The sequence below is a fragment of the Actinomyces israelii genome (genome assembly GCF_030253495.1).
Taxonomy (GTDB): domain Bacteria; phylum Actinomycetota; class Actinomycetes; order Actinomycetales; family Actinomycetaceae; genus Actinomyces; species Actinomyces israelii.
In genome coordinates this window covers 157,235-175,780 of the sequence record NZ_CP124548.1, presented here as the reverse complement: position 1 = coordinate 175,780, position 18,546 = coordinate 157,235, and the positions used below count along the sequence as shown (strand labels likewise).

General features: G+C 69.3%; 15 protein-coding genes. 6 read left to right on the top strand and 9 right to left on the bottom strand.

Annotated features, from left to right (window positions below; genetic code table 11):
* Positions 1-123: 123 nt before the first annotated feature.
* From AIF0345_RS00750 to AIF0345_RS00740, 3 genes are all read left to right on the top strand, one after another.
* A complete protein-coding gene (locus AIF0345_RS00750; protein ID WP_268917241.1) occupies positions 124-393 on the top strand; it encodes a hypothetical protein in 270 nt (89 codons plus the stop codon).
* Positions 394-686: 293 nt separating this feature from the next.
* Entirely contained in the window at positions 687-1,457 is a 771-nt protein-coding gene (locus AIF0345_RS00745; protein ID WP_052375110.1) for an ABC transporter ATP-binding protein, read from the top strand.
* Positions 1,457-3,925 (top strand): ABC transporter permease, encoded by a 2,469-nt coding sequence (locus AIF0345_RS00740; RefSeq protein ID WP_285296844.1) that lies wholly within the window; start codon positions 1,457-1,459, stop codon positions 3,923-3,925. Before AIF0345_RS00745 ends, AIF0345_RS00740 begins: the two co-directional genes overlap by 1 nt.
* A gap of 1,459 nt (positions 3,926-5,384) precedes the next feature.
* On the opposite strand, the gene AIF0345_RS00735 is transcribed toward AIF0345_RS00740, so the two are convergent.
* The 8 genes from AIF0345_RS00735 to AIF0345_RS00700 form a co-directional block, all read right to left on the bottom strand.
* Complete coding sequence (locus AIF0345_RS00735) at positions 5,385-6,260, bottom strand: DUF5926 family protein (RefSeq protein ID WP_268917239.1); 876 nt, start codon at positions 6,258-6,260, stop codon at positions 5,385-5,387.
* Positions 6,261-6,393: 133 nt separating this feature from the next.
* Positions 6,394-7,383 carry a hypothetical protein gene (locus AIF0345_RS00730; protein WP_285296843.1) on the bottom strand — a complete coding sequence of 330 codons (990 nt, stop codon included), beginning with the start codon at positions 7,381-7,383 and terminating at the stop codon, positions 6,394-6,396.
* Between the two features lie 195 nt (positions 7,384-7,578).
* On the bottom strand, positions 7,579-8,247 hold the full coding sequence (locus AIF0345_RS00725) for a putative DNA binding domain-containing protein (protein ID WP_285296842.1): 669 nt from the start codon (positions 8,245-8,247) through the stop codon (positions 7,579-7,581).
* 487 nt (positions 8,248-8,734) lie between these two features.
* On the bottom strand, positions 8,735-10,321 hold the full coding sequence (locus AIF0345_RS00720; RefSeq protein WP_285296841.1) for a DUF5129 domain-containing protein: 1,587 nt from the start codon (positions 10,319-10,321) through the stop codon (positions 8,735-8,737).
* A gap of 366 nt (positions 10,322-10,687) precedes the next feature.
* The gene (locus AIF0345_RS00715; protein ID WP_268917235.1) at positions 10,688-11,479 is read right to left on the bottom strand and encodes an ABC transporter permease; all 792 of its coding nucleotides are present in this window, start codon (positions 11,477-11,479) and stop codon (positions 10,688-10,690) included.
* 4 nt (positions 11,480-11,483) lie between these two features.
* Entirely contained in the window at positions 11,484-12,404 is a 921-nt protein-coding gene (locus AIF0345_RS00710) for an ATP-binding cassette domain-containing protein (protein WP_268917234.1), read from the bottom strand.
* A gap of 135 nt (positions 12,405-12,539) precedes the next feature.
* Positions 12,540-13,361: a class III lanthionine synthetase LanKC N-terminal domain-containing protein gene (locus tag AIF0345_RS00705; RefSeq protein WP_449701837.1), complete on the bottom strand. Its 822-nt coding sequence runs from the start codon at positions 13,359-13,361 to the stop codon at positions 12,540-12,542.
* Positions 13,362-13,981: 620 nt separating this feature from the next.
* The gene (locus AIF0345_RS00700; protein WP_285296840.1) at positions 13,982-14,386 is read right to left on the bottom strand and encodes a Rid family detoxifying hydrolase; all 405 of its coding nucleotides are present in this window, start codon (positions 14,384-14,386) and stop codon (positions 13,982-13,984) included.
* Between the two features lie 155 nt (positions 14,387-14,541).
* Between AIF0345_RS00700 and AIF0345_RS00695 the strand changes: the two genes are divergently transcribed.
* The 3 genes from AIF0345_RS00695 (at position 14,542) to AIF0345_RS00685 (ending at position 17,961) form a co-directional block, all read left to right on the top strand.
* A complete protein-coding gene (locus AIF0345_RS00695) occupies positions 14,542-14,943 on the top strand; it encodes a hypothetical protein (RefSeq protein ID WP_285296839.1) in 402 nt (133 codons plus the stop codon).
* Positions 14,944-15,155: 212 nt separating this feature from the next.
* Positions 15,156-16,838: a phosphoglucomutase (alpha-D-glucose-1,6-bisphosphate-dependent) gene (pgm, locus tag AIF0345_RS00690; protein WP_268917230.1), complete on the top strand. Its 1,683-nt coding sequence runs from the start codon at positions 15,156-15,158 to the stop codon at positions 16,836-16,838.
* Positions 16,839-16,989: 151 nt separating this feature from the next.
* A complete protein-coding gene (locus AIF0345_RS00685; RefSeq protein ID WP_268917229.1) occupies positions 16,990-17,961 on the top strand; it encodes a YwiC-like family protein in 972 nt (323 codons plus the stop codon).
* Between the two features lie 303 nt (positions 17,962-18,264).
* Here AIF0345_RS00685 and AIF0345_RS00680 read toward each other — a convergent pair whose 3' ends face one another.
* Entirely contained in the window at positions 18,265-18,537 is a 273-nt protein-coding gene (locus AIF0345_RS00680) for a hypothetical protein (protein WP_268917228.1), read from the bottom strand.
* Positions 18,538-18,546: the final 9 nt, after the last annotated feature.

The window sequence follows — 18,546 nt, the reverse complement described above, 5'->3', positions numbered from 1 at the left end:
CCCTGAGCCGCACGGACCTGCCTTGGTGCGGCATTATTGAGGTGACCCCACAATGACCAGCGTCGTCTATCTAGAGCTCCGCCAGAAGGATCCTTACATTTATCGACGACCAAGGGCCGCTCGTTGACGAGCTTTCTGGCGCCGCCCCACCCCCTGCGGGCCATGGCCCAGCTGGGGCCCGAGCCCCAGAGGGCGGCCGACGTCGCCGCCCTCATGGGCCGCGAGTCGCCCCAGGTCGCCCCGATCCGCTCCCAGCTCATCGACATGGGCCTGCTCTACACGCCCCAGCACGGCTACGCGGCCTTCACGGCCCCCGACTTCGACACCTTCATGCTGCGCGCCGTCCCCGTGCTCGACGTCCCGGAGATCCACCGTCGCCGCCGGCGGCACTGACCGCGCACCGCACCGCACCGCCACATCGAGATCGGTTCACCTCCGGCTCGAGATCGGCCGTATTCCGCACCGAGATCGGTTCGGGCCGACGGCGCGGGGCGCCTCCTCCTTTCGGTGGAGGCCCCGCACGGGTCGGTTCTTTGGGCGCATTCCGGTGTCGTAGTGCCGATTCCTAGCCTTGAATCGTCGCTCCGGGACCCGCCCGGTCGCCCCGTAAGGAGACAGCAGTGCCCCACCACCCCGCCACCCACCCGCACCAGGCCCACCAGACAGCCCCGCCGGCCGCGCCCCCACTGGCCGCGGCCCCGCCGGCCGACGCGGTTGTCCAGGCGCGCAACCTCACCAAGGTCTACGGCACCGGCCCGGCCCGGGTCGCCGCCCTGAACAACGTGAGCCTGACCATCACCCGCGGCCAGTTCGCCGCCGTCATGGGCCCCTCCGGCAGCGGCAAGTCCACCCTCCTGCACTGCCTGGCCGGCCTGGACACCCCCACCACCGGCGACGTCCTCATCGCCGGCCGCCCCCTGTCCACCATGAACGACAGGCAGCTCACCAGCCTGCGCCGCGACCACCTCGGCTTCATCTTCCAGTCCTTCAACCTCCTGCCCACCCTCACCGCTGAGGAGAACATCCTCCTACCCACCCGCCTGGCCCACCGCAAACCCGACCCTGCCTGGCACCACACCGTCATCACCACCCTGGGCATCGCCGACCGCCTGACCCACCGCCCCACCGAGCTCTCCGGCGGACAACAACAGCGCGTCGCCGTCGCCCGCGCCCTCATCGGCCAGCCCCAGGTCGTCTTCGCCGACGAGCCCACCGGCGCCCTGGACACCGCCTCAGCCGCCTCCCTGCTGGAGACCCTGGCCCGCATGTGCGCCGAGCTCGGCCAGACTGTCGTCATGGTCACCCACGACCACAACGCTGCAGCCACCACCAACCGCACCATCCACCTGCGCGACGGGCACGTCGTCGGCGACGGCCCTGTGCACCACGCGGCCGGCGCCCACGCCGCGGGCACCCGCCCGAGGACCGGGCGCACCAGCGGGACGGAGGCCCGCTGATGCCCGCCCTGCTCGATACGCGCCGCATCACCGCCGCCCTGGTGGCCGTGGCCATGAGCGCCGCCCTCATCGCCTTCGCCCTCATCACCTCCGACACCCTGCGCACCCAGCTGCAGGCCGGCGCCCGCGCCTCCGTCGGCAACGCCGACGTCGTCGTCCTGCCCGGGCGGCATGAGGAGCATCTGTCCGAAGACACCGCGCAGAAGATCACCGCGGCTCCCGAGATCGAGAAGGTGCGACCGTATATCGAGGGACTCACCTACATCGACAATCCCGGCACCGCCAATGACTCCCACACCTTCGTCCTGGACGTCCCCGAGCTGACGGGTGATACGCGCCTGGAAGCCGGTCGCCTGCCCGCGACCGGCGGCGAGATCGCCGTCTCCCCCTCCTTCGTCCAGAGCCAGAGTGTCGAGGTCGGCAGCGCCGTCGCCTTCACGGACGGCGAGACCACCACCGGATCGCGCTCGACGGCGACCATTGTCGGCATTATCAAGCCGGCAGCCGAGCTGACTCGGCGCAACCCGGAGGACTCCTTCGTCTTCGCCACCGCGGACGAGCGCAGCGCCCTGGGGGTCAGCGAGGCACCCGCCGTCCTCTACGTCACCGGACGCGAGGGAACCTCCACCGACGACCTGCTGGACTCGGTGACGAAGGCCGCCGGCGACGCCAAGGTCTACACGGCCGACGAGATCGTCGCGATGCGCGCCGAAAGCAACGGCGGCAGCAGCGCGTCCACCACGCTGCAGCTGCTCGTGATCCTCGGCCCCGTCTGCGCGATCGTGGCCGCAATCATTATCGCCAGCACCTTCACCACCCTGGTGGCCCGCCAGACCCGCACCACCGGCCTGCTGCGCTGCGTGGGCGCCTCCCGAGCCCAGGTCATGGGCGCCGTCCTGCGCACCGCCGCACTCACCGGCCTGCTCGGCTCCGTCATCGGGGCCGCGGCGGGAACCGGCGCAGCCGCGCTCCTCATCCGCTCCGGGACCATCAACGGTCTCGAGCCGCGGCATCTGACTATCACCTGGACCGCCCTGGCCCTGGCTGTCGGGATATCCGTCCTGGTCACCCTCGTCGCCGTCCTGCGCCCCGCCCGCCAGGCGGCCCGTGTCTCACCGCTGATCGCCCTGACCGGCCAGGTCGCCGACGACCGGGCGCTGGGCAGGCGCCGTCTGGCCGCCGTCATCGGGGGAGCCGTCATCGCCGCCGGGGGCGCCTCGATTCTCATCCTCGCGATGAACCTCAGGATCCTGCAGTACACGGTAGCCGGGGCCGTCATCCTCCTCCTCGGCGTCCTGGCCGCCCTGCCGCTCATTGTGGTCGGCGCCGCGCGGCTCCTCGGGCGCCTCGCCGGCGCCGAACGCGCCCCCATCCTCCATCTCGCGGCCCGCAATCTCGCCCGCAGCCCTGGACGCGCCGCCGCCATCACCGCTGCCCTCCTCGTATCCGTCGGCGTGGCCACCACCATGGTCGTCGGCGTGGCGAGCATCAACGCCTCCATGGACGCCTACCTCAGCTCCAGAGCCCCCATCGACATCCGCATCGAGGGCATGACCGCGGGCTACGACACCGCCTCGCTCACCGCACAGATCCAAGGAATCAACGGCATCCAGACCACCACGCTCGTCCCCGAGCTCACCGTCCAAGCCGCCCCCGACGGCGCAGACTCCCAGGAGCTCACAGTCAACGTCGTCGACGAGCAAGCGGTCTCCCCCGTCATCCGCTCCCGGGTGGGTCTGGAGGGACTCGATGACAACACCCTCATCATCGGCGGCCTCTACGACATTCCCGACGGCACCATGGTCACCCTCACCGGCCCCGCCGGCACCACCGCCCTGACCGCCCACGTCCAAGAAGGCGGATTCGGACCGGTTATCACCCCGGCCACGGCCCGGCAGCTGAACGGCGACGCCCCGACCGACACCGGGATGTGGGTGCGCGTCAGCGGCGACGGCTCCGGCCCCGCTCCGGCCACCGGCGTCCGCGAGTCCTTGCGAGGCTCAGGCCTCATCGTCAGCTCCTCCAGCGACGGCCGAACAGCCTTCACCCAGGTCGTCAATCGTGTCATCACGGTGATCGGCACGGTCCTCGGGCTGACAATGCTCATCACCCTGTCCGGCCTGGCCAACACCACCGACATCAACGTCCTGGAACGAACCCGCGAGATCGGCGTCCTGCGCGCCACCGGCGCTCAGCGCCGAGAGATCAGGCGCCTCGTCATCGCCGAGGCCCTCTTCACCGCGGTACTCGGCGGCCTCATCGGTATCGCCCTCGGCTGCGCCCTGGGCATAGCGAGCAGCGAGGCGCTGCTCAACACCGACTCCGGAAACTTCGCAGTCATCAGCATCCCCTGGCCGGCCCTGGCAGGAATACTCCTGGCCGCCGGAGGCATTGGCGTACTCGCCTCACTACGACCCGCAGGACGCGCCGCCGCCGTAGCCCCGGTGACCGCCCTGGCGGCCGACTGAGCAATGAAATCACGCGTCTCGGGAACAGCACACAGCACAGCCCGACGCGACCCACAGACTTCTGAGATGCCTAGTGTTTCTCGGGCAGTGGTGGAAAAGAAGACGAACTCGAGAAGCGAGGTTGAATCGGCTTGTGGCAGCACAGGGACTCGACAGACTCGACAGCCTTGACAGGCTCGGCGGTGGGCTCGAGACGGCGGGTCGTCCTTGAGGTCCTGGAGAAGGACCGGACTGTCGTGGGGGTGGCAGAGCCCTGTGGGCTGGTTCCTTGGGGCGGTGGGGGGCTGGGTCATGAGGTGGCGGCAAGGGTCCGCCCGGAGTCCGCTGGGGCAGGGGTGAGCGCGGGGCGGTCGGTTGGGAGCAGGTGGCTGTGCGCCTGGCTGCGGGAGACCAGGATGGGGGGCGGGCTCCTGGGGGGGAAGTGGTTTCCTTCCTTCGCCTGGAGGGTCCCGGTGGGCGCCCGGTACGCGTACCTGTGTCCACCGTGGTGGGCAGGCGGCTGGCGGGTCACTATCGGTGTGCCGCTGCCTGTGTCCGGGTCGGGGTGCTGCGCCTGGGCGGGGAGGCGGCCGTCAGGGTCCGCACGAGGCGGGTAAGGGGGCTTGGCGCCCTGGTCGAGTGGATCGGTCCTCAACGGCTCCCGCGCCGCCCTGTGGGCTGGCGCCGTATCCCGTGCCGCCGGGGTTCGCAGAAGCTGTTGAGACGCCCCCCGGGGGGCGGTGCGCACCCGCCCTGCGCTCGGGCCCGCCAGGCCGCGGCCCTGCCGAGAGGACCCAGCGCCACCGCCCCCCCCTGGGCCGCCGGGCCCGGAGTCTCACGCCCCGGCCCGGTCCGGGCGCGGGCTCCCGCCGCCGGCCAGCCGGGAGAGCAGGTGGGTGGGCGACATCCACCTGCATCCGCACCCGGGGAGGGACCCGATCCGCCTGGCGACCGCCCCCGGGCTGCTGCACGAAGAAAGCAGTCGGGTACGCGATCGGGGCACGCGGCACCAGCCCTGGTGTGCGAGGCGATCGACACGGCGGCCCGCAGGCGCCCGACGAGAAGAGACGATATTCCACTCCGACCTGGGGCACAGAACGCAGGGCGAGGTCAACCAGGAGCACCGAGCAACAAGACAAGCAGCCTGAGACACAACTTTCAAGGCTGTCCGAGACACGCCTGGCAGCCCATGCACTCTACCTTCCGGAGAACTGGAGAGTTATTCATGGAGTGTAGCGAATAACCCACCAAACTAATGATCAGCCCCATCAAACAACACAAGCAGAACCCCGTCTCATAAAGTTCCTTATAAGCGGGAAACTCGAAGGTCAAGAATTCATCGTGACTCGCCTCACTCTTCCTCTTGGGGACGGGCACGCCCGCCGTCGGACACGCCACTGCCCGGACGACACCAGCGGGGCCGGAGCCCTGCCGGGACCCGGCGGCGCCGACCCGGCTCAGCGGGCCGGCGCCGGCGTCGTCACAGGTTGACCTGCCGGGAGATAATGCCGGCCTTGGCGCGGCGGGCGGCGGCGTCCAGCGGGGCGTCGTCGGCCAGGGCGGCCTCCAGGCGCTCGGCCATGGCCCGCATGGGCTCGGTGAGCTCGTCGGCCTCGGTGCCGGGGACCAGCTCCCACACGGGGATGGCCAGGCCGCAGGCGCGGAAGGCGCCCACGAAGCGGGCCCCCTCCTCCAGGTCCGACTCGCGGGCTGCGTGCACGCGCGCGAAGGCGTTGAAGAAGACGTCCTCGTCCTCGCCGCGCACCCAGCGCACGAACTCCTTGCCGTTCATGCGGCACCAGTAGGCGTGCTCGACGCCCGGCACGGGCGCGGTCGGGGCGATCTCGGCCTTGGCGTCCTCCAGGGAGCGCAGCACCTCCGGGTTGTCCGCGGTCTCGTCGTCGAGCCAGAAGTCGAAGGTCTCGCGCACGTCGAGCTGCGGGGCGGCTGCAGGGTCGAGGATGTCCTGGAGCCGCTCGCCGGGCTCAGGCAGGCCGCTGACCGCCAGCGCGGCGCCGGCGTCCAGGTCGAGGGCGTCCAGCAGGGCAGCGGCGATGTCGCGGCTGGCGTCCCCGGAGTGCATGCTGGTCTGCATGGCGACCAGGACCTCGCCGTCGGCGCGCTTGAGGGCCTGGGCGAGCTCGGGCAGCAGGGTGACGAGCCTGACGTCGCCCCCGCCGTGCTCGGCGTTCAGCCGCACGGTCATGGCGGCGGCGGGCAGGATCTGCATCATGGCGACCAGCTCCCGCTCGCCCGCGAGCCCCTCGAAGGGGCGGGCCACGAACGGGATCTGCTTCTTCTTGGGGGCCTTGGTCACGGCGTCGGCCCGGCGCCTCTGACGGTTCTTCTTCGACATGCCGGCCAGACTACCGGGCGGCGCACTCGCCGTCGCCGCCCCACCTGCGTCGAGATAGACATTTTCGTACGAGATCGGCGGTGACACCGTCTACCTCATCCGAAAATGTCTATCTCAACGGAGTGCAGGCCGCTCACCATCGGCCGGCTCCGGGTCGGACGCCGACGGCGGCGAGCTCGGCGAGCATGCGGGCGCCCTTGCCGTACCAGGCGTCGGCCCATGTCCAGCGAGCCACGGGGTAGCCCAGGCGCCACAGCTCGCGTTCGCGCCTGCGCTCGGCCAGGATCGTCTCCTCGGTGGCGCGCCCGTAGGTCTCCCGGTGGTACTTCGCCTCTCCGTCGAACTCCGAGACCGGGTGGGGCTTGACGACGGTCTCGGGCCAGAAGTAGTCGGTGCGAACCAGGCCGACCTCGGTCCAGACCTCGTGCTGGAGCACCGGGCGCGGGATTCGAGCCTGCCACATCCGCACGCGCGAGAGGGACTCCCCGGGCGACTCCGACAGAGGATCGGCCAGACGCACGGCGATCCGGGCCGCGCCCAGGCCGCGGGCGTTCGCGGAAAGGCGCGAGAGAGCGGTGTCGAGCTCCTCGCGCGTGCACAGGCGGTGGCGCAGGGCGTGATCCATGGCGCACACGCCCTGAACAAGACCTCCCCAGCGGGCCAGGTCGATGCAGGTGGTGGCGACGTCAGTCACGTGATACGAGCCCTCCAGGACGACAACGGGCTCCTGTCTGACTCGCCGCTGAAGCAGGGACGTGCGCCGGCGCTGGCCCACACGGCCGAGGCACTGCACGAGCTCGGGCAGGCGCCCCACCACGGGCAGCCCCAGCACGAGCGCCGCCGACACGCCGGCGAGAACAAGCTCCCCGCTGGCTGTACCGCTTCCGCCGTGCTTGCGGGCGGCCGCATCGACCAGTGCGAGATGACGGTTGTCCGCCGTGGCCCGGCGCCACTCGCCGGCGGGGACATAGACGCCGGAGGCGACCCGGTGCCAGGCGTCATCGCGTTCCGGCCGCACCCCGCTCACACCCATGTACTCCGAGGCCAGGCGGACGGCGGGGGCGGGGCCGTCGCGGCCGTGGGCGGGACGACTGGGACGGGGGGCGAAGATGTCGAGGCTCATTGACTCATGATGAGGCACAGCGCACTCAGAGCGCCCGTGCCCTCCACAACCGGCGCCGGGCCCTCTGCGCTGCGAGCCTTTGTGGAGCCCTGCACGCCCCGCCGCCCGCCCATTGCCGTCGCCGCCCCACCTGCGTCGAGATAGACATTTTCGTACGAGATCGGCGGTGACACCGTCTACCTCATCCGAAAATGTCTATCTCGACGCACGGGGCTGGAACGCGCGGGGAGGGACACGATATCCAGCGCGTCCTTCCCAACCCGTTCGGCAACCGACTCCGTGGCTCGGGCGGAGGCGTCGAGCCTGACAATGACGCTCGTAGAGGTAGAGATCGACCAGGCCGGGAAAGCGCCCGGGCGAGGAGACCTCTATCCGGTGCGGGAAGATCGAGACCCTGATGTGGTCGCCGGCCATCGAGTAGGAGCGGTGGACGACGGCGTTGACGACCGCCTCCATCCACGCCTCCCTCGGGATGACGTCAACGGGGCCGAGGCGTCCGTCCGCCTTCAGGGCCCGACGACGCGGACCCCACTCGTCGACGAGCGCGAGAGCGGCATCGATGACGTCCGGAATCGCCCCCTCCAGACGCCGGTCGCCGTCCGCGGCCATCGTCTGCCTCGAGCCGACGCCGGTCTCATCGGCCTGGTATCGCAGCACCCGCACCAGGGCGTGGGGGAGGGACAGCTGGGGGTGCTCGCCGAGGAGCAGCAGGCCCGCTGCTGTCAGCCCGTCGTCAACAGTGACGAGGCTCCTGGCGCGCAGCACGTGCAGGTCGTCCCCAGCGGCGTCGATGTCTCGGCGAAGCCGGTCCGCATGCGCGGCGCCGGGGGCCTCCACGCCGACCGGCGCGGACTTGCGCCTCATGGCTGTCCGCCTCCCGGTCGTAGACGAGTTCCTGCCAGGCTGTACGGCTCAATGGAGATCGTCGAGTCGCCCGCGCGAACGAAGGCCTTCCCGTCGGTGCGCTGATGGGCGTGCCGGCTGGGCGCCACGGAGAAGAGGAGCACATGGTCGGCAGCTCCCGTGTCGTTGACGACGTCGACCTCCTCGATGCGAAGCAGCAGCGGGGGGCGATGAGCTCAAGGGGCGTGCGACGCAGGCGGTTGACCCATTGAGGATCGGCGTAGACGCCCTCGGCGTTCGCCATGCCGATGACCGCGACGGCGAGCTTCCTGGCATTGACGCGGAACGCCTTGCGCTCGAACCACTGGACTCCGGAGCCGCGACGAGTCGCGCGCCCCTGTCATCCGCGTCGAGGCAGACATTGTCGGACGAGACCGGCGGCGACACCGTCTGCCTCGTCCGAGAATGTCTGTTCGGGCAGGGAGGGGCGGGTGCGCCTCGGGCCCGCTCAGAAGTGCGAGCTCGACCCGGCGCCGGAGAAGCCTCCGCCCCCGGAGTAGCCCCCGCCCGAGAACCCGCTCGAGCTGGAGGACGAGGAGGACGACGGCGGCTCCCAGCTCGACGCCGAGTCGTACCCGGTGACGAGCTCGGAGATCGGCGTCGAGAACTGGGAGGACGTTCCCGAGCCGGTCCAGCGCACCCCGGAGGCACTGGCGCCCGGGGAGGACGGGTTGATGCGGATGGTCGCGGCCGGGTCGTAGGAGGAGCGGTGCCCGTCCATCGTCCACCAGCCCACATAGACGTCGCCGTTGCGGGACCCCCAGCTGTTCCGCGAGGACTCGTACTGGCGCAGGCGGTTGTCGCGGTAGGAGGACGTGTCGGCCTCCAGCGCCTGCCGGGCCAGGAAGTCGGCGCGGACGCGCACGTCCTGGGCAATGGTGTCCAGCTCGTCGAGCGCCGCCGAGGGCGACAGCGTCCCCGCCTCCAGCTCGTTGGTCATGGCCGCCATCCGGCCCGAGGTCGCCCTCACCCAGGCGTGGTCCTGAGTGGTGTCGATGCGGCCCGCGCCCTGGACCGAGGAGCACAGCCTGTTGAAGGAGGCCAGGTCCTCGTGAACAGGCCCCTGCTCGTTGCGCCAGGCCTCCCGCCAGCCCTCGGACATGGTCAGCAGGGCGGAGGCGTTGGCGATGGCGTCGTCGAGGGAGTCGAGCTCGGCGGCCCGGGCCCGGAGCCTGCGGGCCTCCGGCCTGCGCCCCCAGGCGAACCACTCGGCCCCGCGCGGCTCCCCGAAGTCGCCGAAGGCGCGGGTGAGCTCGGCGTAGCGGTCCTCGAACCAGGCGAAGCGGGCCAGGACCTGGGCGCCGTGGGCGTCGTTGGTGGGGATGAGCCCCGCCCTGATCTGCGTGGCGTCGTAGTCGGTGGTGACCTGTGCGTAGTGGCGCCGGGCCCCGGCGAAGGCCGCCCGGGCCGCAACGTAGGTCCGTATCATCGCACCGGCCAGGATGAGGCCGCCGATCACTCCGACGGCGGAGACGAAGAGCACCGCGAGATCAGAGCCGATCGGGCGCCCCATGACATCGGCGGCGCGAGCGGCCATCTGCTCGACGCCGGGCGCCCACCGCCCCTGGCCGAAGGACTTCTTGCCCGCGTCCTGGATGTCCCGCTGAAGGGCCGAATCGACCTTGACGTCCTCGCCGAAGTAGCAGCCGACCCATCTCCCGCTCGGCGAGACCCCCAGAATGACCAGGCCGTCCGCCCAGTAGTTGGGGTCGGAGGCGCTGATCCACTCGGGGTGGTTCTTGCGCGCGTAGGCCAGCACCTCGCTGTTGAAGTTGCTGTTGTAGCCGGCGTCCAGGGTGACGACGACGAGCGTCACGTCCTCGCGGAAGCGCAGCTTCTCCAGGGCGGAGGTGGTCCCGTCGACCTGCAGGACGCCTGCCTCGTCATGGACCTCCACGCTGGGGGCATGCGTCCTGCCGAATGGCCAGAGGGCCAGCAGCGGCGCCCCGACCACGAGCAGGAGGACGACGACGATCTTGAGGATCAAGGACGCGACGGCGCGGGAGCCGCCCCAGCGAATCAGCGTGTTGCTCACGACCCGCAACAGTAGTCCTCCGCCGTGGGACGCAGGGGCCCAGCGCCGGGGGGAGAGCTTCCCATGGCGCGGGCGCCCGGCCCCGTCGAGCCGTCACGCCATCGAGGCAGACGTTTTCGGACGAGGCAGACGGTGTCGCCGTCGGTCTCGTCCGAAAATCTCCGCTATCACGTCGAATCGATATCGACTCACGTTCCGCTGCGCGGTGACTCCCAGAGGTGCCCCTGTGTGGTGCGTCAAGCGGCGGTGGGCAGCTGGTGTGGACCGCTGTCCGAGACGCGCCCGGCAGTCCAGGCACTCCGTATGCTCGAACGAGCTGGAGCCTTTCTCCGCGATGCGCTGTGAAAGGTTGGCGGCAGGTGGTGGTCAGCCTTCGAAGGAGAGCTCTCGCATGACGCGCACGGCGCGTAGCGCAAGGAACATGGAGGCTGTGAGTACGAGGAGGCAGATCAGCGCCGCACTGAGCGCGAAGGCGCCCTGTGCGACACCGCGAACCAATTCGGCCTGGTAGGTCAGGGGATTGACGCGGGCTAGCAGCCGTAGCGCGGTTGGCGCATTGTCGAGGGTGTAGAACACCGGGGCGGCGAAGGTCAGTGGCATAACGGCGACTGCTAGGACGAAGTCGCGCGTCTGGTAGTTGCGGATCGCTGCCGCCACCGCGAAGCTCAGGCATTCCCATGTCAGGACGCACAAGATCGCGACCGCCACCATGGCGATGCTGGACAACACGCTGTAACGCACACCCAGCGCCACAGCGAGGGCGAGCAGAACAAGTGCCTGTGCCGCGAAGACAATCACGCCCGGGAAAAGTATTCCCAGCAGGTAGGCCGACTGAGGCACCCCAGACTGGAGCTTGAATGCTGCCAGTCCCCATCGTCGTTCGGTGACTGTGCGCGCCACCACGCGGTTGAGGCCGCTGAGGGCCTGCATCACGATCGCACCCGGCACCACGAAACGCAGATAACCTGCGCCGCCGAAGGCCGAGGACAAGCCCACGCCGAGCAAACCGAGATATGTCAGGGGCAGCACGGCCAGAGCCACCCATCTTCGCCACGTGTGCAGCTCGGCTCCCATCCACTCCAGACGCGTCATCATCGCTACTGCCCTCAGCCAGGGCAGTTTCGTGCCGGGACCGGGCCGGTTAACGCCGTCTTGCATGTCTTCACCTGCTTCCATTGTCTTGTTCAATGGCGGCCATGAAGGCTTCACCGAGTGTCACGCCACGGCGAACGACATCCCGTACCACGCCACCGTCGGCTTCAATCACTCGTAGCAACTCACCCAGGGCTGTACCAACAGGTGCAGTGATGGTCAGGTTCCGGCCGCCATCGCCCACCACCACATCGATCTCAGAGGCGAAGGACTGAACCAGCCCACCGGGGAGGGGCTCGGCCAGCTCGATCGAGATCTCTTCTCTTTGCGCAAATCTTGAGACGAAGTCGGCCTTGGGGCCAAGGAATCGCATAGTGCCACGATCAAGAAGAAGGACATCGTCAATGAGCGGTTCGATGGCGGTGAAGTCATGCGAGGAGATCACAACGAGTGCGCCCTCGTCACGGGCGGCGCGTACTGCCTGGGCGAGACGGTTGATGTGCCCCAGGTCTAGCCCGACAGTCGGCTCATCCAACAACATGATCCTGGGATCCATCGCAAGGACGCGGGCAATCATGAGCCGCTGCTGTTGACCACCAGACAAAATCTCAGGGGTTTCCTGGACGCGTTCACCATCAAGCCCGACGCTCTTCAACGCCGCGTCTGCGCGACCCCAGGCCGCTCCTCCTGTCAGACCAGCAAGACACGCCCCCATCCACACATTCGTGCGGATGCTGACGAACCAGTCGATCATGAGCTGCTGCGCGCACCAGCCAACCTGCCCGCCACGGAGCATCACCTTACCGGATGTCGCTGTCCGTACGCCGGCACAGGCATTGATGAAGGTGGTCTTGCCGGCCCCGTTCGCACCGAGCAGGCCAACGATCCGACCACCCTTCAAGGAGACGGTGACATTATCAAGAGCGGGCTTGGCGGCGCCGTAGTCAACCGTGACGCCCTCGAGGGCCAGCCCGACCTGAGATTGCTCCATAAGTCACTCAGCTCCATTCCGTTCCGATACACGCGGCAGGGTCCACGTGCTTCCGCTTAAGAAGAGGTCGCGCCCATGCATCCATCAGGTGTCGCGACAATAGATTGTTCTCATCCTGGTCTGTATCGCACGTCCTCAGGTGAGCCTCACCACTTTCCAGCAAGGCTGCGAGGCGGAATAGCTGAAGGTAATCACGTCTCGGCGACAGCGGTATGGACGGCGGCGGCCGCATAGGAGAGGTCGCCCTGGGAAAAGCCGCTCGTAAGCGTCAATCCCTTGAACATCGCGTTCGGCGTAGCGGCGACCTTCTTTGATGAAGACAAAGCGTGGCACACGGTCAGCGGTGGACGAGTCAAGATCAAGCGCCTTCAGACGCAGGCCGGCGCCGCGCACAGAAATGCGATCCACAACTACATATCGTTCCGGGCGGGAGACCTTCACTCGCTCAGGGGCCAAGAGATCCGGGAACCGCGAACGTGCTTGGCCGAGTTGTTCCGCAGTGGGCGTCTTCCGCGGCCACGTCTCGTTGCGAAGCGACAGACAGGACGAGTCCGAGATCGCGACGTCGGTAATCGCCCGAAGCCCACAGGCATTCTTGGTGAGATGCCGGAGCTCGCCGATCAGGCCCCCCATATCTTCCTCAAGAAGCGGATACACAGTGATCGGTTTTCCAATTTGGAGGACACCCATGCCGCCGCACTGGAGCTGCTCCGCATTGGCAAGAGTGTCGATCATCTTGAAGGCCGTACCCCTCTTAAGGAGGTAATCACTCAGCCTTGGCGTGAGAAAGATGAGGTGGTCGAGGCCGATCGAGACATGTACCTTCCATCGCGAGTACTCACGATCAGAGCGACCGGACCGTTGCCAAATTCCCCAGTGCTCGACGGGAGTCGTGTACGACTCGGCTCGGGAACGAATGCCATCAATAATATTTAAATATTTTCTATCGGCGTCCAACGAAGTAATCAATAAACAATAAGCCTACATTTTAGATAACAGGCGGCTCGCCCGCTGGCGATGCTGTACCGTTCTGAATTAATAGCGCTGCAACACAGTGAGCATATGCAACGGCCCATGTTCCAGGATTCTGGACACTGTGGGACCTCAGGATCAGCGCAAACTCCGAAAGACGAAACCTTTCCGAGACCGAAACTTCCACCGCGTGAATCGCAAGTTTATAAAGAGAAAGCCACGCATGAGACTGCGCGACTGGCTCCCCGTGCAGCTCTTGAATCAACTCCAAGTCCTCCAGGAATGCGGTCACTGCTATGGCTCTTCTCCTATCTGGTGGGCCGTGGCTCGTGATGACTGAAGAGCCCGTTGACCGCACAGTATTCGCGCGGTGTTAACGGCATGTTTCGCTCGTCACACGACGTTGTAGGATCTGCCGACCCTGCCACGGGAGCAGTAGGGGCCTGAGGTGTCGTATGCACGAGGAGTCGACTGTGCGGCGCCACGGCGACACCGCTGCGTAACGGAATTGCAATGATCCCGCCCTGGCCTTCTGGTGGAGTTTTCGAGCAGGCTAAAAAGCGTTCCAGTGGGCCGGCCAAAGCCTTCGGGAGCCCGGCGCGCCGTCAGGGCCGGACGGCGATCGCCTCGATCTCGACCCTCGCCCCCAGCGGGAGGGCGGCGACGGCGAAGGCCGCGCGGGTGGGCAGCACGGGCCCGGTGAAGAAGCGGGCGTAGACCTCGTTGACGGCCTTGAAGTCGGCGATGTCGGCCAGCAGCACGGTGGTCTTGACGACGTCGGCGTACCCCAGGCCCGCGGCGCCCAGAATCTCTCCGATATTGGTCAGCACCCGCTCGGCCTGCGCCTGGATGCCGCCGTCGACGAGCGCCCCGGTGGCCGGGTCCAGCGGCACCTGGCCGGAGACGTACACGGTGCTGCCGGCGCCCCCGGCGCTGCCCCCGGTGGACACGGCCTGGGAGTAGGGGCCGACGGCGGCCGGGGCGCTGGTGGTGGACACGACGGTGGACATGGGGACTCCTTACGGGGACGCGGTGCGCCGAAGCGGATAAGGTCAGTCCATCCAGCCTATCGTCGGCCCCGCCCCCGAGCCTGGAAGAACCACCGTGGACGGGCGCGCCGAGACGCCGAGCGGGCCCGGCGCCCGGCCGGCGGGCGCGCGGCGCCGTGGAGTGGACCCGCCTGTGCGTGGACACCGACCGGGAGACGGCCTTCGTCCAGCTCGTGGACGACCACCACCTCGACGTCCTCATCACGGCCGTCGGCCGGGCCCTCCGAGAACGCCGCCGACGTCGGCCTGATCCTCCCCCAGGGCCTCCCGCCCGGGTGGCGGCCGCTCTCACAGCGGACCCGCAGCGCCCCACCGCCCGCCTGCACCTGCTGGGCAAGGGCCGTGTCGCTGTCGACGACGGCGATCACTACCGGCAGCTCCGCGACGTCCCGCACGCCCTGCGGGGCTCACTGGTGGTGACCCGGGGCCGGGTGACCCGCGCCGAGCTGTGGATCGCGGACCGCCGCAATGTCACGGCCGCGATCGCCGGCGCCATTGTCGAGATGGGCGGGAGCTAGGCGACGGAGCCCTCCGCCGCCAGGCGGCGCAGACCGCACCCCGGGTATCAACCGCGATTGACGGTGGTTGGCGACAGCCGGCCGGGACCCCGCGGGCAACCGTGGCTGCGACCGCAGCGGGAGGCGGGAGGGAGAAGAAGATCTCAGGAAATCACCTGTCCGCCTTTCGGGATTTCCAGGACATGTCCAGTGATCAGTGACACACTACCCCCATGCACCCACGCGCAGGACAACCAGCACAGCCCGAAGACCTCGTCAACATCGATGAGGTCGTCTCCGCCTACTACGACCTCGTCCCCGACCCCGCGGTCCCGGCCCAGAAGGTGGTCTTCGGCACCTCCGGCCACCGCGGCGCCTCCCAGGACACCGCCTTCAATGAAGCCCACATCGTGGCGATCACCGCCGCGATCGTGGAGTACCGGCGCTCCCAGGGCACCGACGGCACCCTCTACCTCGGTCGCGACACACACGGGCTGTCCGAGCCCGCCTGGCGCACCGCCATCGAGGTGCTCTCAGGCGCCGGCGTCACGACCGCCGTCGACGCCCGCGGCTCCTACACGCCCACCCCGGCCGTCTCGCACTCCATCCTGCGGGCCAACGGCGCCGGCACCGAGGCCGGCGTACGCACCACCGGCCCGGGCCTGGCCGACGGCATCGTCATCACGCCGTCGCACAACCCGCCGCGCGACGGCGGCTTCAAGTACAACCCGCCGCACGGCGGCCCCGCCGGCTCGGACGCCACCGGGTGGATCGCCGACCGCGCCAACGAGCTGCTGGCCGGCGGCTGGCGCGACGTGCCGCGCGTGCCGATCGCCGAGGCCCTCGACGGCCCCCACGTCATCAAGCACGACTACCTCGAGACCTATGTCGCCGACCTGGAGAACGTCGTCGACATGGACGCCATCCGCGAGGCGGGCGTGCGCATTGGCGCGGACCCGCTGGGCGGCGCCTCCGTGGACTACTGGGGCGCCATCGGCGAGCGCTACGGCCTGAACCTGACGGTGGTCAACCCCGAGGTGGACCCGGCCTGGCACTTCATGACCCTGGACTGGGACGGCAAGATCCGCATGGACTGCTCCTCCCCCAACGCCATGGCCTCCCTGCGCCAGAAGATGACGCCCGACGCCGAGGGCAAGACCCCCTACGACGTCGCCACCGGCAACGACGCCGACTCCGACCGCCACGGCATCGTCACCCCCGACGGCGGGCTGATGAACCCCAACCACTTCCTGGCCGTGGCCATCGAGTACCTGTTCACCCACCGCCCCGGCTGGCCCGAGGGCTGCGCCGTGGGCAAGACCCTGGTCTCCTCCAGCCTCATCGACCGGGTGGTGGCGGCCATGGGCCGCAAGCTCATCGAGGTGCCCGTCGGCTTCAAGCACTTCGTGCCCGGGCTCATTGACGGCTCGGTCGGTTTCGGCGGCGAGGAGAGCGCGGGGGCCTCCTTCCTGCGCAAGGACGGCACCGTGTGGACCACGGACAAGGACGGCCTCATCCTGGCGCTGCTCGCCAGCGAGATCATTGCGGTGACCGGCAAGACCCCCTCGCAGCTGCACGAGGAGCAGGTGGCCCGCTTCGGCGCCAGCGCCTACGCCCGCATTGACGCGCCCGCCACCAAGGCCCAGAAGGCCCGGCTCGCGGCGCTGTCCCCCGAGGACGTCACCGCCACCGAGCTCGACGGCGAGCCGATCGTCGACCGCCTCGTGCGCGCGCCCGGCAACGACGCGCCCATCGGCGGGCTCAAGGTGACCACCAAGGACTCCTGGTTCGCCGCGCGCCCCTCGGGCACGGAGGACGTCTACAAGATCTACGCCGAGTCCTTCAAGGGGGCCGAGCACCTGGCCCAGGTCCAGGAGGAGGCCAAGGAGGTCGTCTCCGCCGCGCTGGGCGACTGACCCCGGCGTCGAGGCAGACATTGTCGGACGAGGCAGACGGCGGCACCGTCGGTCTCGTCCGACAATGTCTGCCTGGAGGGGCTGAGCGCGGGAGCCAACGCGGTGTCACCATGGTCGCGGGCCTCCCCCGTCCGTCCCTAGGCTTACGGGTGTGAGCCAGCCACCACCCACCGACCCGGCCGACGGCGCCGAACAGGCCGACGCCGCGCCCGCCGCGGGCCGCCCGGCCAAGGCCCCTGCGCCCGCATCTTCCGGGAAGAAGAAGCAGAACCGTCGTCGGCGCAGCAGGCGCGGCTGGGTGCCCAACTACCACGGGGCGTGGGGGATGATCCTCCTGCCACCGGTGGTCGGCATCGCCGTCGGCGGCTGGAGCTGGGCCGACGCCGTCGTGCTGCCGGCCTGGTGGTGCGCCTACTTCAGCTACTGGGTGCTGACCCAGTGGATGCGCACGCGCAGCCCCCGCAAGCGCGAGCCGCTGCGGGCCCCGCTGACCGTCTACTCGGTGACGACGGCGGTCCTGGCGGCGATCTCCCTGGTTCTCGCCCCCTACCTGGTGCGCTGGGGGCTCCTCCTCGTCCCGCTCGCCGCGGTGGCGGTCCACCAGGCGTGGCGCGGCAAGGAGCGCTCCCTGCTGTCCGGGGCCGTCACCACGCTGGCGGCCACCCTCATGGCCCCCATCGTCTACGACCTGGCCACCGGCGGCCGCGGGGGCCTGCTCGGGCTGGGCGCGGGGGTGAGCGCGCCGTACGGCGAGAGTCCGGACGGCTCGCTGACCGGATGGCCGTGGATGTGGCTGCTCACCGGGTTCCTCGCCGCCTACTTCGTCGGCGCGGTCCCCTATGTCAAGACAATGGTGCGACGGCGCGGCGACCCGCGAATGCTCGCCGGGTCGATCGGCTTCCACGCCGCGGTGACGGTCGCGGCGCTCGGCTGCGCCGTCGGCGGACTCGCCTCCTGGGCGCACGCGCTGGTGTGGGTCCTGCTGCTGGCGCGGGCGGTCGTGCTGCCGCTGATCCAGCGCAGGCGCATGGCCGACGGGCAGCCGCTCCTGCGCGTCAAGCTCGTCGGGCGCCTTGAGGTCGTCGCCTCCCTGCTCGTGCTGCTCAGCCTGATGATGAGCTGAGCCGGGCGGAGATCGGCCGAACCCTTCCCCAGGGTCACGGTTCGGTCACATAATAGGATTGTGACCCCTAATACATTGGACTCCGCTCCTGCGCCCGCCCCCGGAGCCGCCGCGTGAGCGCCCCGAGGCCCGGGCCCACCGACGCCGGGTCGGGCGGTGCCGAGGCCGTCTCCGCCGTCGAGGTGGAGAGGCGGGATTCCGCGCGCGGGCACCAGCACCACTTCAGTCTGGCTCTCCGCCCGGTCCCCATGGAGGCCCCACGACGCCCACCACCGGGGGCAGTGCGGGCCCCGAGAGGACGGTTCACTCCTCCCCCGACGACGCCCCCGGCAGGCCGCCCCCGCAGGCCCGCCAGACCCGTGAGGACGAGCGCCCGCAGCCGATATACCCCACAAGGCGCTCACCGCGGCCTCCGGCATCTGCCTGAGCGTGGGGGAGGGCCTGACTCTCGTTCCGATCATCGCCCGCCTCATGCCGCTCCTGGGCGCCCGGTTCGTCGCCCTCCTGGGCGGCGACCTCCCCGGCCGGGAGCGAGACTTCTTCTTCAGCGGGCTCGGCATCCTGCTGAGCAGGCACGATCATCCT

What these genes read in the sequence shown, in the direction of transcription:
- AIF0345_RS00740 (WP_285296844.1), top strand. Translation starts at nt 1,457, where the DNA reads ATGCCCGCCCTGCTCGATACGCGCCGCATCACCGCCGCCCTGGTGGCC.
- AIF0345_RS00735 (WP_268917239.1), bottom strand. Translation starts at nt 6,260, where the DNA reads ATGTCGAAGAAGAACCGTCAGAGGCGCCGGGCCGACGCCGTGACCAAG.
- AIF0345_RS00730 (WP_285296843.1), bottom strand. Translation starts at nt 7,383, where the DNA reads ATGAGCCTCGACATCTTCGCCCCCCGTCCCAGTCGTCCCGCCCACGGC.
- AIF0345_RS00725 (WP_285296842.1), bottom strand. Translation starts at nt 8,247, where the DNA reads ATGAGGCGCAAGTCCGCGCCGGTCGGCGTGGAGGCCCCCGGCGCCGCG.
- AIF0345_RS00715 (WP_268917235.1), bottom strand. Translation starts at nt 11,479, where the DNA reads ATGCAAGACGGCGTTAACCGGCCCGGTCCCGGCACGAAACTGCCCTGG.
- AIF0345_RS00710 (WP_268917234.1), bottom strand. Translation starts at nt 12,404, where the DNA reads ATGGAGCAATCTCAGGTCGGGCTGGCCCTCGAGGGCGTCACGGTTGAC.
- AIF0345_RS00700 (WP_285296840.1), bottom strand. Translation starts at nt 14,386, where the DNA reads ATGTCCACCGTCGTGTCCACCACCAGCGCCCCGGCCGCCGTCGGCCCC.
- pgm (WP_268917230.1), top strand. Translation starts at nt 15,156, where the DNA reads ATGCACCCACGCGCAGGACAACCAGCACAGCCCGAAGACCTCGTCAAC.